Source organism: Rhizobium sp. BK456, assembly GCF_014194045.1.
GTDB lineage: Bacteria > Pseudomonadota > Alphaproteobacteria > Rhizobiales > Rhizobiaceae > Rhizobium > Rhizobium redzepovicii.
Window position 1 is genome coordinate 276605 of sequence record NZ_JACIAO010000005.1, and the last position, 14495, is coordinate 291099.

10 protein-coding genes and 1 pseudogene are annotated in these 14495 nt (G+C 59.7%); 6 read left to right on the plus strand and 5 right to left on the minus strand.

Features of this window, described 5'->3' with window-relative positions; genetic code table 11:
* Positions 1 to 41 precede the first annotated feature (41 nt).
* From FHX03_RS16745 to FHX03_RS16765, 5 genes are all read left to right on the plus strand, one after another.
* On the plus strand, positions 42 to 1946 hold the full coding sequence (locus tag FHX03_RS16745; RefSeq protein WP_097625509.1) for an ABC transporter substrate-binding protein: 1905 nt from the start codon (positions 42 to 44) through the stop codon (positions 1944 to 1946).
* 119 nt (positions 1947 to 2065) lie between these two features.
* The gene (locus FHX03_RS16750) at positions 2066 to 3070 is read left to right on the plus strand and encodes an ABC transporter permease (protein WP_131711530.1); all 1005 of its coding nucleotides are present in this window, start codon (positions 2066 to 2068) and stop codon (positions 3068 to 3070) included.
* 3 nt (positions 3071 to 3073) lie between these two features.
* Entirely contained in the window at positions 3074 to 3931 is an 858-nt protein-coding gene (locus FHX03_RS16755; protein WP_097625511.1) for an ABC transporter permease, read from the plus strand.
* 1 nt (position 3932) lies between these two features.
* The gene (locus FHX03_RS16760; protein WP_097625512.1) at positions 3933 to 4922 is read left to right on the plus strand and encodes an ABC transporter ATP-binding protein; all 990 of its coding nucleotides are present in this window, start codon (positions 3933 to 3935) and stop codon (positions 4920 to 4922) included.
* Positions 4919 to 5731: an ABC transporter ATP-binding protein gene (locus FHX03_RS16765; protein ID WP_183854629.1), complete on the plus strand. Its 813-nt coding sequence runs from the start codon at positions 4919 to 4921 to the stop codon at positions 5729 to 5731. Before FHX03_RS16760 ends, FHX03_RS16765 begins: the two co-directional genes overlap by 4 nt.
* A 69-nt stretch (positions 5732 to 5800) precedes the next feature.
* Here FHX03_RS16765 and FHX03_RS16770 read toward each other — a convergent pair whose 3' ends face one another.
* The 3 genes and pseudogenes from FHX03_RS16770 to FHX03_RS16780 form a co-directional block, all read right to left on the minus strand.
* Positions 5801 to 6547 carry a hypothetical protein gene (locus tag FHX03_RS16770; RefSeq protein ID WP_183854631.1) on the minus strand — a complete coding sequence of 249 codons (747 nt, stop codon included), beginning with the start codon at positions 6545 to 6547 and terminating at the stop codon, positions 5801 to 5803.
* A gap of 150 nt (positions 6548 to 6697) precedes the next feature.
* Positions 6698 to 6856 (minus strand): annotated as a pseudogene (locus FHX03_RS16775) (DUF1778 domain-containing protein); the annotation flags it as partial.
* A 137-nt stretch (positions 6857 to 6993) separates the two neighbouring features.
* The gene (locus FHX03_RS16780) at positions 6994 to 9111 is read right to left on the minus strand and encodes a carboxy terminal-processing peptidase (RefSeq protein WP_183777952.1); all 2118 of its coding nucleotides are present in this window, start codon (positions 9109 to 9111) and stop codon (positions 6994 to 6996) included.
* A gap of 669 nt (positions 9112 to 9780) precedes the next feature.
* On the opposite strand from FHX03_RS16780, the gene FHX03_RS16785 reads away from it, so the two are divergent.
* On the plus strand, positions 9781 to 10932 hold the full coding sequence (locus FHX03_RS16785; RefSeq protein ID WP_183854635.1) for a hypothetical protein: 1152 nt from the start codon (positions 9781 to 9783) through the stop codon (positions 10930 to 10932).
* Between the two features lie 206 nt (positions 10933 to 11138).
* On the opposite strand, the gene FHX03_RS16790 is transcribed toward FHX03_RS16785, so the two are convergent.
* Together FHX03_RS16790 and FHX03_RS16795 are read right to left on the minus strand one after the other, a co-directional pair.
* Entirely contained in the window at positions 11139 to 12050 is a 912-nt protein-coding gene (locus tag FHX03_RS16790; RefSeq protein WP_183854637.1) for an HNH endonuclease, read from the minus strand.
* Between the two features lie 116 nt (positions 12051 to 12166).
* A complete protein-coding gene (locus tag FHX03_RS16795; RefSeq protein ID WP_183854638.1) occupies positions 12167 to 14128 on the minus strand; it encodes an elongation factor G in 1962 nt (653 codons plus the stop codon).
* Positions 14129 to 14495: the final 367 nt, after the last annotated feature.

Consider the following 14495-nt stretch of genomic DNA (forward strand, 5'->3'; position numbering starts at 1 on the left):
CCTTTGCGGCCGCCGTATCGTCGCTTTCTAGGGAGGAGTTCATGCAACAGTTGAAGAGGCTCGCATTTGGCGTCGCGCTGGCCGCACTCGGCCTGACGGCGGCGGCCAAAGCCGATGACTATACCTCCTTGCCGCGCAAGGAGACGCTCATCGTCGAAAATCCGGAAGGGACGATCAAAAATCCCGGCTGGTTCAATATCTGGGTCAATGCCGGCGCCGGTGTCTCCACCGGTCTGCAGCAGCTGACCATGGATACGCTATGGTATATCGACCCCGAGCAAGGGCTTGGCGGCGCGACCTGGGACAATTCGCTGGCCGCCGACAAGCCGCAATATAATGCCGACTTTACCGAAATGACCGTGAAACTGCGCAAGGGGCTCTTCTGGAGCGACGGCGTCGAGTTCACGGCCGACGACGTGGTCTATACCGTCAAGACCCAGATGGATCATCCCGGCATGGTCTGGAGTGCTGCCTTCTCGGTGCAGGTGGCAAGCGTCGAGGCGACCGATCCTCAGACCGTGGTGTTCAAGCTGAAGAAGCCCAATTCGCGCTTCCACGCCCTTTTCACCGTTCGCTGGAACGGCGCATGGATCATGCCCAAGCATGTGTTCGAAAAGGTCGCCGATCCGCTTCGCTACGATTTCGCCAATCCCGTCTCGCTCGGCGCCTACAAGCTCAAGGCCTACGACCCTCAGGGCAAGTGGTATACCTGGGAGAAGCGCGACGACTGGCAGAAGACGTCGCTTGCCCGCTTCGGCGAGCCGGCCCCGAAATATGTGACTTACGTCGATCCCGGCCCGCCGGATAAACGCACCATCGCCCAGCTCGAGCACAATCTCGATATCATCCACGACAATACGCCGGAGGGCATGTTCACGCTGAAGGAGAAATCCAAGTCGATCGAGACCTGGTTCCCGGGCTTCCCCTTCGCCCATCCGGATCCGACGCTGCCGGCTGTGATTTTCAATACCCAGGACCCGACCTTCAACAATCCCGACGTGCGCTGGGCGCTTGCCCTGCTGATCGACATCAAGGCCGTCGACATGGCGAGCTATCGCGGCACCGCGACGCTCTCGGCACTCGGTGTGCCGCCGACGGCGATCGCCATGAAAGACTATCAGGCGCCGATGCAGGATTGGCTGAAGGATTTCGAGATCGACACCGGCAAGCAGAAGATCAAGCCCTATGACCCGACGATCGGCCAGCAGGTCGCCGATCTCCTGCGCAAGCAGCCGAAGTTCAAGGACCAGATCCCGACCGATCCTGAGGCCATCAGCACGGCCTTCGGCTATGGCTGGTGGAAGCCGAACCCGCAGGCAGCCGCCGAGCTGCTTCAAAAGGCAGGCTTCAAGAAGAGCGGCGGCAAATGGATGACCCCTGATGGTCAGCCGTTCAGGATCCGGATGACCGTCGAGGGCGACACGCGCTCCGTCTTCACCCGGGCAGGCACGCTGATCGCCCAGCAATGGGCTGCCTTCGGCATCGATGCCAAGGCCGTGCCGACGACCAACCTCTGGCAGGTTGCACTGCAGCCTGGCGATTTCCAGGTGGCGATTGCCTGGAGCGTCGAGACATGGGGCGGCGATCCCGACCTGTCGTTCTTCCTCGACAGCTGGCACTCGCAGTTCGTGGCCAAGAAGGGCGAGAACCAGCCGCCGCGCAACTGGCAGCGCTGGAGCAATCCGGAGCTCGACAAGATCATCGAGACCATCCGCGGCATCAGCGCCGACGATCCCAAGGGCATCGAGCTCGGCAAGGATTATCTGAAGCTGGTTGCCCGCGAAATGCCGACGATCCCGCTGATGTCCTATAACGTCTTCACCTCGATGGATACGACGTATTGGACCGGTTATCCGACGATCAAGGACCCCTATACCGACCCGGTGCCGAACTGGGCCAACTCCAGGCTGATGATGGTCAAGCTGAAGCCGGCCCAACCGAAATAATCCTCCCAACGCCGGCGCTTTAGCCACGCGCCGGCTCCTTGTCGGCGGGCCCTGCCCGCCGATCCTTTCCTTCGATCCTTTCCCGGCGATGAAGGGAACCAGAGAGGAACCACTGCCTTATGACGCCCTATCTGATCTTTGTGCTGAAGCGGTTCGGTCAGTTTCTGCTCGTCGTCTTTCTTGGCGTCAGCATCACCTTCTTCGTCACCCACCTGACCCCGATCGATCCGGTCGAAGAGAGCATAGGAGCTATCACCCAGATGGGGCAGTCCGATCCGAATGCGATCGAACTGATGCGCCAGTCGCTGCGCGAGCTCTACGGCATGGAGGGCTCGATCTGGCAGCAATATCTGCACTTCTGGCTGCGGCTTGCGACCGGCGATCTCGGCCCTTCACTGTCAGCCTTTCCGACACCCGTTTCGACGATCATTCTGCGGTCCCTGCCCTGGACGATCGGGCTGATGACCGTCTCGACGCTGATCACCTTCGTGCTCGGCAATGCGCTCGGCGCGCTCGCCGGCTATTACCGGAAGAACATGGTGCTGAAGGCCGTCAGCCTCGTCTGCATCGCCCTGCTTCCCATTCCCTATTATATCCTGGCCTTCGTGCTGCTCATCCTGTTCGGCTATCTCTGGCCGGTGCTGCCGATCAATGGCGGCTACGAGATGAACGCCAATCTGGATCTCTCCTTCGCGCTGGTGCTCGATATCCTCGAACACTCGATCCTGCCGGCCCTGTCGCTGATCCTGGTGGGAGCCGGCAGCTGGCTGATCGGCATGCGGGCGCTGGTGTCCAACATCATCACCGATGATTACGTCGTCTTCGCCGAGCTCGGCGGCGTTCCGAAGCGGAAAATTCTTCGCTCCTACATCGCCCGCAACGCCATGGTGCCGCAATTCACCGGGCTTGCCATGTCGCTCGGGGCGATCTTCAACGGCACCGTCATCACCGAAATCGTCTTCGGCTATCCCGGCATCGGCAACCTGCTGATTTCGGCGGTGCATGCCGGCGATTACAGCCTGGTGCTCGGCCTCAGCGCCTTGTCGATCGTCGGCGTCGCCGCCGCCGTCTTCATCATCGACATTCTGAGCCCGCTGATCGACCCGCGCATCAAGGTGGAATAGGCCATGTTTACCATCATCCGCGACCTCGCACGTCAGAACCTGGAATTTCTCTGCGGCCTGCTGCTCTTTGCCGTCATCGTCGGGTTCATCATCCTGTCCTATTTCTCGCCCTACGCGCCGACGGACATCTATCTTCTGCCGCCCGACATGCCGCCCGACGGCGACTATTGGCTCGGCACGACATCGCGCGGACAGGACGTTTTCTGGCAGCTGACGACCGCCCTTCGCAACACCTTGTATTTCGGCATCGGCGTCGCCTTTCTCTCGCGCATCATCTCGCTGGTCGTCGGCCTCGTCGCCGGTTATGCCGGCGGCACGGTCGACCGGGTGCTGATGGCGATCAACGACAGCATCATGGTCATCCCGCAATTTCCGCTGCTGATCCTGTTCTATTTCGTGCTGAAGGACAGCATGACCTGGACGGTGCTGATCGTCATCATGGCTTCGCTCGGCTGGTCCTACGATGCGCGCCTCATCCGCTCGGTGGCGATCGGCCTGAAGACCAGGCCGTTCACCACCCAGAGCGTCTATTCCGGCATGAGCATGCGCAAGATCCTGGTCGAGGAGCACCTGCCCTATGTGCTGCCGATCGTCTTCGCCACCACGATGAACAACATGATCTGGTCGATCGGCATGGAGATCACCCTTTCGGTGCTCGGTTTCACCGATATCGAGACGCCGACCATGGGCATGATGATCTACTGGGCCAATGCGCATTCGGCGCTGATCGCCGGAATATGGTGGTGGGTGGCCGCCCCCGTCGCCGTCATCGTCATTCTGTTCCTGGCGCTCTTCCTGCTGTCGATGTCGATGAACGAATACAATGATCCGCGCAGCCGGCTGAACCGGATGGGAAGTTAGCATGGACCCTTTGGTCGAAATCGAGAACCTGAAAGCCTATTACCGCGCCTTCCTTTTCGGCGTCGACCGCGAAGTGCGCGCCGTCGACGATATCAGCCTGACGATCGGCCGCGGCGAGGTCTATGGCGTTGCCGGGGAATCGAGCAGTGGCAAGACGACGCTGATCAAAACCATCGCCGGCGCCATCCGGCCGCCGCTCAGGGTCGTCTCGGGCAGCGTCAAATTCCATTTCGCCGGCGGCACGCAGGATATTTACGCGATGAAGCCGGAGGAGCGCATGGCGCTGCGCTGGAAGCATCTGTCCTATATCATGCAGGGCTCGATGAACGTGCTCAATCCGGTGCGCCGGATCCGCCATTCCTTCACCGATTTCGCCTTTCGCCACATGGCTGTCAGCAAGCCGGTCTTCTTTGAGAAGGTCGCAACCCATCTGCAGCGGCTGAAGCTCGATCCGCATCTGCTCGACGCCTATCCCCACGAACTCTCCGGCGGCATGCGCCAGCGCATGACCATTGCGCTCGCCACCATCCTGACGCCTGAATTCATCATCGCCGACGAACCGACCACTGCGCTCGACGTCATCGTTCAGCGTGACGTGCTGTCGATGATCCGCGAAATCCAGCGCGAGATGGGTTCGTCCTTTCTGTTCGTCACCCATGATATGGGCGTTCACGCGACGGTTTCCGACCGCATCGGCATCGTTTATGCCGGGCGTCTGGTCGAGGAAGCGCCGACCGCCAAACTCTTCAGCAAGCCGCTGCATCCCTATACGCAGCATCTGGTCGGCAGCCTGCCGCGCATCGGCGATGCGACAACTAGGCCGTCGCTGGAGGGGCGCCCGCCGAACCTCGCCATGCCGCCCGAAGGCTGCCGCTTTCACCCGCGCTGTCCGAAGCGGATGGACATCTGCTCGCAAAAGGTGCCGCCGCTCGTCACCGTCGAGCCGGGGCGTCGCGTCGCCTGTTTTGCAGTTACGGGAGATCAGGTTTGACCGCTCTGCTTCACCTCTCGCATGTCACCAAAGTCTATCGCCAGGGCGGCATGCTCGGCCGGCGCCTGATCACCGCGGTCAAGGATGTCAGCTTCGAAGTTGGGGAGGAACCGGAGATCCTGTCGATCGTCGGCGAATCCGGCTCGGGCAAATCGACGATCGCCGCGATGATCCTCGGGCAGACCGCACCGACGGAAGGGCGGCTGGAATTCTCCGGCAAAACCGTCTCGATCCATAGCCGCTCCGAACGCAAGGCCTTCATGAAGGAGGTCCAGCCGGTTCTGCAAAACCCATTCGAAGCCTTCAATCCGCTGAAGCGGGTCGACCGTTACCTGTTCGAAACGGCCCGCAATCTGTCGGGCCCGGGAAAACGCATAGACCGGAAAGAAGCCGAGCGCATGGCCGATGCGGCGCTTACGCATGTCGGCCTCACCCTCGAAGAAGTGAAAGGCCGTTTCCCCCACGAACTCTCCGGCGGCCAGCTCCAGCGCGTCGCCATCGCCCGCGCGCTGATTCCGCAGCCGCGCCTGCTGGTCGCCGACGAACCGGTCTCGATGGTCGACGCATCGCTGCGCATGGCGATCGTCAACCTCTTCGGCCGGCTGAAAAACGAACTCGGCCTGTCGATCATCTACATCACCCATGATCTCGCCACCGCCTACTACGTCAGCGACAACATCATCATCATGCGCAAGGGCGAGATCGTCGAACGCGGACCGGCCCGCCCCGTGCTGGATAATCCGCAGCATCCCTATTCGCGCGCGCTCAAGGAGGCGGTGCTGGCGGCGGATTTCAGCCCGGCGATGTAGGCTCATCCCACGGCGCCTTGGTGTAGGCATGACCTGTTCGGGGCGTTTTCTATAATTCCATGGCAACCGCTAACGATTAAGCTCGTCGAAAAAAGCAACGATTGGCTCACAATCAGCGCGAAGAAGAGCGAGTCCGCTTATCGCACGCTCGGAAACGGGGACGAAGCTCTGGGCGAAGTAGGACCAGTTGTAGAACTGGTCCCCACCACCCTGCCTGACCACGAGCACTGCGTGAAACGCGAACTGGTAGTCGGTGGAACCGCCGCCGTTTGTAAACGGTGTCTGCATCCTCAAACCCGCCAATTCAGTCCATCGGCTGACTGCCTTGTACCGCCCGAGATAATCCTTGGGCACCTGCACGCAATAGGGATGTGAACCGGCGACCGCGAGTGCACGCCATTCCACAATCTTGATGTTGAGGACCGACCAAAGAAATAGGCCGGCAATAGGCCCAGCAACCGACGATATCACCACCATATGCAGCAGTTTGACCGCCCGCGCGCTATCGATCCTGCCTGGCGCGAGCGCAAGGATCGGCAGATCGACCAGGCCCGCCAGCAATACAAACAACCAGATGGCGGGACTAAACTGATCCGTCACCCATACCATTAGAGCAACAACCAGATTCATCCCGAAGTGCACAGCGACGGCTCGCCTCATTAAGCGAGAAGCCGGTTGATCCAGAATAAGGGCACCGACCGAAATGGCAAAAGCCACAAGCGGACCCGAAAACCACAACAGACACATAAGGACAGTGGTGAGGTCCCAATCGTAGTAGGCGATCGGGTGGACTGACCAGAGAAAAATCCCTGCCATCAAGGAGCACCAGCCGCAGAGCAGGATTAGGCGGAATACCGGCAATGGTCTCGAAGGTGCCGACACGGAGGACGCGGTGATATTTCTTTGATCGGATTTTTCATTTGCGATTTCGAACGTCAGAAGGGACGTCGCGGCTGGCGGCGGATGTCAGCCCGGCGATGCAGGCTCATCCCACGGCGCTTTGGTCGACATGGTTCGTTTCAGGCGGTCATTGGGCTTTGCTGGCGCGTCGAGGCGGGCAAGGTATTCGGCATAGATCTCGGGGCTGACCGTGAATATGGTCCGCTCAAGCAGCACTTCCGCACTTTTGTTCCTGGGCGAGGAGGGCATGGGAAACTCCTGTCTGGAGCAGACAGATAGCGCAACGATGCTCATCTCTACAAGCGCTGTAAAGATGGCGTCGCTACGCGCTTTGTCGGCTATCTCTCACCCAGCCGGTGTGCCTATTTCCCGTCCGCCTGTCCCGCTGGTTTCGTGGCTGCATTCAGCACGCCGTCCTGCAAACCCACCTCGTCGGCAAGAATGGCAGCGGCCTCGTCGAGCAGGACGTCTTTTGCGTTCTTGCGGGCGTTTTCGAGGGCGATATCGGCGCTCAGGCTGCGCTCGCCCGCCTCCAGGCCATCATCCCCGGCGGGGTTGTCGCCATCGCTCGCCTGCGCCCGCTCCTTGAAGCGCTTCTCGCGCGCCGCCGCTTCCTTGCGGCGTTCGGCTTCATTCAGGGAGACGATGCCTTTCTCGCGCTGCGCCTTCAGATCGGCAATGTCTTTCACCAGGCGCTGGAAATCCGGATCGCCCTTGACCCGCGCATCATGGCGGCTTTGCAATGCCGGCAGCAAGGCCGTGACATTGCCCTCGGGCGCGTATTTCGCCGGCTTGATCTCCGCCCATGGCAGGGCATTGTCATAGCTGGTCTCGCCGAAGCTTGTCGGATCAGACAGTCCCGGCAGGCTGATATCGGGGGTGACGCCGCGCAGCTGCGTCGTGCCGCCATTGACCCGGAAGAACTGGGCGATCGTCACTTTCAGCTCGCCATATTCCGGCTTGCTGTTGTGAACCATCTGGTCGAGATCGACGACCGTCTGCACCGTGCCCTTACCGAAGCTCGGCTCCCCGACGATCACGCCGCGGCCGTAATCCTGGATGGCCGCGGCAAAAATCTCCGAGGCCGAGGCAGAGCCGCGATTGATCAAGACACCCATCGGGCCTGACCAGACAGGCTCGGCAAGATCCGAGCTTTTGACCTCGATCTTGCCGTCGCTGCGGCGCTGCTGAACGACCGGACCCTTGCCGATGAAGAGGCCGGTCAAATCGATCGCCTCTTCCAATGAACCGCCGCCATTGTTGCGCAGGTCCACGAGAACGCTGTCGACCTTTTCATCCTTCAACTCGCCGAGAAGCTTGGCGACATCGCGGCTGGCGCTTTTGTAATCCTTGTCGCCTTTGGCCTTGGCTTCAAAATCCTCATAGAAGACCGGCAGGGTGATGATGCCGATCTTGCGCTCGGTATCGCCGACTTTCACGGTCTGCACGGTCTTCCTGGCGGCCTGCTTTTCCAGGCTGATCTTGTCGCGCACCAGGCTGACGACGCGATGCGTGGCATCGGCGCCGGCATCGGCCGGCAGGATGTCGAGGCGCACGACGGAGCCTTTTTTCCCGCGGATCATCTGCACGACTTCATCCAGCCGCGTGCCAACCACTTCCTTGATCGGCCCATTCTTGCCCTGACCGACGCCGGTGATGCGGTCGCCGACCGCAAGCTTGCCGGAAAGCTCAGCCGGCCCGCCGGGCACCAGCTCACGGATCGTCGTATAGTCGTCGCGCTCCTGCAGCACCGCCCCGATGCCGAACAGCGAAAGCTTCATCGATACATCGAAATCGGCCGAAGCGGCCGCGCCGAAATAATCCGTGTGCGGATCGATCGCATTCGAATAGGCGTCCATGAACGACTGGAAAACGTCGTCGCTCTTGAATTTGTAAGCGCGCTCGAGCGTGTTTTCATAGCGTTTGTCGAGCGTTTCGCGAATGGCCGCATCGGCCTTGCCGCCGAGCTTCAGCCGCAGCCAGTCGCTCTTGACACGCTTGCGCCAGAGATCATCGCTTTCTGCTTGCGACTGCGGCCAGGGCGCTTTCTCGCGCAGCACCGAATAATTGTCCTGCCCGCTGAAATCGAAATCCTGCTTCAGCAGGCTGCGCGCATAGGTCATGCGGTCGACGACGCGCTGTTCATAGGCGTTGAAGATCGCAAACGGGATCTTCAAATCCTTCCGCTCGATCGCATCGTCGATCTCGCTGCGCTCAGCCATGAACTTGTCGATATCGGCCTGCAGGAAAAGCATGCGGTCCGGATCCAACGACTTGATGAACCCATCCATGACCCTGGCCGACAAGGCATCGTCGAGCGGAACCGGCTTATAGCTATAGCGCGAGAGAAATTGCGCGCTCAACTGAGCGGCTTCCGCCTGTCGCTCCAGCGGCGCCAAAACCGGCGGCGATGCGACTTCAGCGGAGGCGGACTGTACGAGTGCAAGAAATGCACCGAGAAAAACGTAAGCTATGCGCATGCAGCGTTGATCCAATTCTTCATGCCGAGGGTGGAGGTGTGAACTAAGTGAGGCAATTGTGGTTTTTTGGCAAGCGGATGGCAATTGGAATGGTTTGAGGAGCCGCGAATCTGGTCGGAATGATGGACGGGAGGCAATGAAGCGCATTACGGATCGTCGTGTGTTCTGGGCGGCCCCGAAGCATTCGTTCTCGCCCGCTTTAGGCATTCTGGATGGATGATGGGAAAGCGCGGTTCATTGGGCCAGGCCGCTTACCGACCGTGACCGGGGTGAAAAGTTCCGGGATAACTGAAGTTGGTCGCCTTGATGTGAACCCGCGCCCTGCCGGCCAGTTGACGCCTAATCGCGACCTCGCCAGTTTGCCCAGCGTTGTCGGCCTTCGTTGAAGCAATGCGGTATCGGTATCGCGGTTCAGTTCGGCCGGCGCGCTACAAGAACCGTTCCGCCGCTACCGCGATCCGCGGTGCTGTGCGAAATCGCTATGGGTAAATACGGATCGGCTTGACCGACATCGCCATGCTTGGCATACAAAACATGGCCCTACACGCGGGCCGGTGTGCCCGCCACGCAAAGCTATGTCAGCGTTTCATTTCTGAAGTGTCACTCCGTGCCAACAGGCAGGGTCTGGCCATTAGCGGGCACATGGTCGGATCATTTCAGGACATGGATATGACCGAAGCAACAAAACTTAGCAACCTCAAGCGTCTTGCCAAACGATATGCGCGGGCCAACAGGATCACGCTACACCAAGCTCTTGATTTGGTTGCGGAGAAACTGGGATTCGCCAACTGGACCAAACTCGCTTCCGCCAGCAAGAAGGATTGGATACCGGATTCCGAACAGATGGCGAGCATCAAAGCCTTCGTTGCACGTGCACTTCCGGCGGCAGATTTTCAGGCTGGGCATCCCGAAGCTATGACCCGCCGCTTCGCATACCTCGAGCAGGCCGAACATGGCATGATCGGAGGTCATGTATACCGCCTTCAAGTGGCCTTGCACGACGTCATCATGGTGGGAGATGGGTGGAGCATCACGGTGCCTGAGAACCCTGGCGCGGCACCGATCGTCGAGACATCTACCGAAAATGATGGGAAAAGCCCGGTGTTTGACCCGGAATTCCTCCGGGAGGCACTCAGTCTGACGATAGATCGGGCCGCCCAGGTTCGTGGAGAAATCTCCACTGATTGGCCCCGACGCTCCACTAAGCCTGACCTCGACGGGGTGGTTCGCCACCCACTGAGGGGCGGCGAGTCAGGCGTGTGGTTCTGCTTGCATTGCGATAGAAAAATCGCAGGTACTCAGATCGCTCAGAACCTCTGGCATTGCCCGGGGTGTGGGGCATCTCCTCTCGACATCTTTGACACAGCGTTCTCGTGTGATGATGGCGGTGAGTCGCTTCCGTCGGTAAGGACTAACGGGGCCGTGGACAGTGACAAGCCCGATTTCCGGGTTGTCGATGACAGACCCAAACTCGACCTGAATGAAGAGAAGATCACTCTTCTCATCCGATGCGCCTTGCTTGATGACGCCACCAACATCAGCGAAAAGCTGGGCGCGCTTCAGGCTCAGATCAGTGTCGACGACGAAAATGGCGTCTGGATCTCACTTGAGGAAGACTTGTGGCCGCAGGACAAGGAGCCCATTCAGGCCTTGATTGTAGCGGCACAACTGGGAATCGAGGTTGAACTCGAATCGATGTGGTCCACGATACCCTTCGCCTGGCCGGGATTGGGCGAGCTAACCTCAAGCACGACCGAGTATACGCAAATGATGCTGGATGCGTACGCTCAGTATGAGCCCTCGCCAGATAAGAAGAAGTAGTCCGTTTGCGACCAACCTTCTTGCCCAGAAAGCCATTCTGATGGGCAGGCTGGTTGGTCGCTTCGCTTCAAACCGTCGTCGAAGCTCAGCGCGGCTGAGGCGACCGTGATCATCGCGCGGCGATCACCTAGTGATCCATGAGGAGAGCCAACGCGAGGACGGCCTTGGCGGAGATTCACGCCCAGCCCCGTATCCATCGCAAGAAATCAGTGTTTGAAGCAGTTCTCTCGATGCCACTGGAGAAATCGAGGGTGCGGCCGCTCGAATGGCCGCGACGGAACGATCGCCCTGCCAGTCCTGTTGATAACAGCTCGAACGCCGTCTGGATCGTTCGCTTGCCGTGAAATCAAAATGTCGAGCTCGTCCGTAAGACTGATCAGTCCACGATCGAACATCCAATGCGCCGTGCCGGATAGGGCAATACCATTGCTGAGAATGTCGGGGCCATTTGCCTCCACCGGCCGAATATGCGCGGCATCGACTTCCGCGCGTCCACCGCCATTGATGAGCTTCAGTCCGGTGACCGCGCAGCGTTTGTCATAGGCATGTAGAACTAGTCGACGGAATAGTCGGCTGCGGACAATCCGCGACGACAATTGCACAACGCGCTGGCGCTCTTCCTCGAATATGAACGGCGCTTGAGCTCCGTTTTCGAAACCGTCGACAGGTCGCGAAGCTGTCCCGTCGTCCAAGCGAGGTAATTCTGGCTCATGTTCATCAAGACCAGCCGACAGGATACGATTGAAATCCTCCGCGGAAATAGGCCTAACGGCAGCCTGCGCCCTTCCAGAAATTCGCCCTTCATTGTTGAGGACGCCACGTTCAATAACGCCATCTGGTCCACTGAACGGAACAACATTGATGAAATCGAGGTAGCTGCCTGGTTCGATCAGCGCCAGGTACATGCCTGTCGCCTTCGGATCCGGAATGACCTGAGCAACCTTTGCGACGGCAAAATAGCCGCGCGTTGCAACAACCTTACGCGGCTCATAGTAGATGATCCAATCTCCGGCACAGGCTAGAACACGGCCAAGATACTGGCTCGGGAACTGATACTGTTCCGCCGGACTGTCGTCGTAGATCGAATCTGAACGATGGATGAAAACCCCGAATCCCATGCAGCATGATTAGCATAGCCGACACCAATCGGCACATCGGGCCTTGTCGTCTGCACTGAAATTAAGGGCGGGCGCGAGCCCGGCTCTGTGAACGAGCATGAAGTGGCGCGAACGTTTCAGTGTGCGGTGCCTGGTTTCTCCTTTGCCCTCACAATGGCGTCCGCTTCCTTGCCGTATAGCTCCTCGAAGTGATCGAAGGTCTTGGAAAAATAACCAATGCCCTGCGTCGCCGAGCGCAGCGCCCGCGCCAGTTCCTCAAGTGCACCGCCCGGAACGAGCGCCCGGAAGATGTCCCAACCCTTGGCGGTTTCATCCCGGTCGAAGCCGAGAACCTGGCCGTTGAGGGCAGAGACGATCTGGACGAGGCTGCCCGAATAGACCGACGGAATGTGAATCTCGCTGCGGAAGACCGGCTGCATCAAGACGGTCGATCCCTCGGCAAGCGCCTGACGCACCCCCATTTTCGACGCAGTCCGGAAGGCGTGTTCCGAACTGTCGACGGCATGGTGCTGACCATCTTGCAGCGTTACGCCGACATCGATGACCTCGAAGCCTAGCGGTCCTTTCTCCATCGCTTCGCGCGCGCCCGCTTCGACGGCGGGGAAGTAATTGCGCGGAACGGCGCCGCCCTTGACTGTTTCGCCAAAGGTGAAACCCTGGCCGCGCTCGTTGGGGTGAATGCTCAGCTTCACATCCGCGAATTGCCCGGCACCACCGGTCTGTTTGCGATGGCGGTAATGAACCTCCGATTGTTTCGTGATCGTCTCGCGGTAGATCGGGCTGGGCGTTCGGTCGGTCACGGAGATGTGAAAGACTTCCGCCAGCGTTCGGCAAAGTTCACGCAGATGTACCGGCCCCTGGGCGCGGACGAGTTGAGCGCCCGTGCCTTCCTCCTGCAAGACTTTCAGGCCGCGATCCGTCTCGGAAAGTTTTGCCAGCGTTTCGGAAAGCTTGTTTTCATCGCGCTCGCTGCCCGGAACCAGGATCCTTTCAAGCATCGGCGTGGGTGGTTCCGTCCACTCAGGCGGGGCGATCACCGCGCCGGGGGTCAATAGCGAAGGGACGCGCAGATGGTCGGACTTGACGGTCGCGAAGACATCCCCCGGCGCCGGCAGAACCGCCGAATTGGACCGCCCGTTTGCGAGATTTTGGACGGCGCCGAGGCTGGAGCCGCCCAGTGATGCGCCTTGCCGCAGTCCCTCGCCAAGTGCGCGCACGAGCACCGTCTTGCCGACATTCTGGCGATGATAGGCATGGAAGCTCACGGCCACCAGCTTGCCTTCATCGACAGTTCCCGCATGAGCGAGACGCTGCCTGAGAATCCCGACCGGCGGCGCCTCGTGGCGCAGCGCCTTCATCAGCCTCATCATGCCGTTGCCGTGACTTGCAGCACCGATCAGGACCGGGATAATCCTGTTTTCCCTGAGAACCCGCGATGAAATGGCATAGAGCGCGTCGCTGGGTGGCTCGCGGTCCTCGATCAGTTCCTCGAGAAGCCAGTCATCGAATTCGGACAGATGTTCCAGGAGTTCGGTGCGCGCTTCGTGCTCACGTTCGGCAGTGCTTTCGGGGATGGCGATCAGCGCCGAAGTCTGGCCTTCCCGATAGCGCCACGCCCGTTCCGAAATCAGATCGCAACTGCCGACGATCCTGTCCCCCTCGCGGATCGGGATCTGGCGAAGCAAAAGCGTGTGGTTGGCGTAGTCTTGAAGCGCGGCGATCACATCCCTCAACCGCCCCCTCGGTTCGTCCATCCGGTTGACGAAGAGGATGCAAGGCGTCCCCGAGGCTTCGATTATCCTGAGATAGGGCGCGGCGAGCACAGCCTCCTCGGGTGCCGATGAAACGCACAATATGCAGGCGTCGCTGGCAAGAAGCGCGTGCTGCGCATGCGCCAACGCTTCGTTGGGTCCTGGCGCATCCAGTGCACACCACGCCTCGTTTCCGAAGATGAACTCTGTGAGGTTCAATCCATAAGGGGAGCTGGATTTTCTCGGCGTCCCCTCCAGCGAGCCGAGCTTTTCCACGACTGTCGATTTTCCGGTCTGCGAGGGTCCAAGCACGGTAAAGCAACGCATCAGCATTCCTCCAACTGCCATAAACACAATTTCAGCCATCATAGGATGCCCTGAACCGCTGCAAGGCGCCAGAGGTGTTCAGTTTGACAGCGCTTTGACCTGGACTTGCGTTTATCGTCATGTGAACTGGGCGGTCTGAAGTGTTCTTTCTCGTCCGCTCTCTGCAAATCTGGATGGATGATGGAAAAGCGCGGTCATCGAGCCAAGCTACTTAACGACCATGACCGGGTGAAAACTTCCAGGATAATTGGAGGAGGTTGCCTTGAAGGGAATCGAAATCTCGATCGCGTTGCTCGGTTCACACCGGGAGATGGGCAGGCTGTTACAGATGCTCAACCCAACAGTCCCACGGCCCGCAATTGCTGAG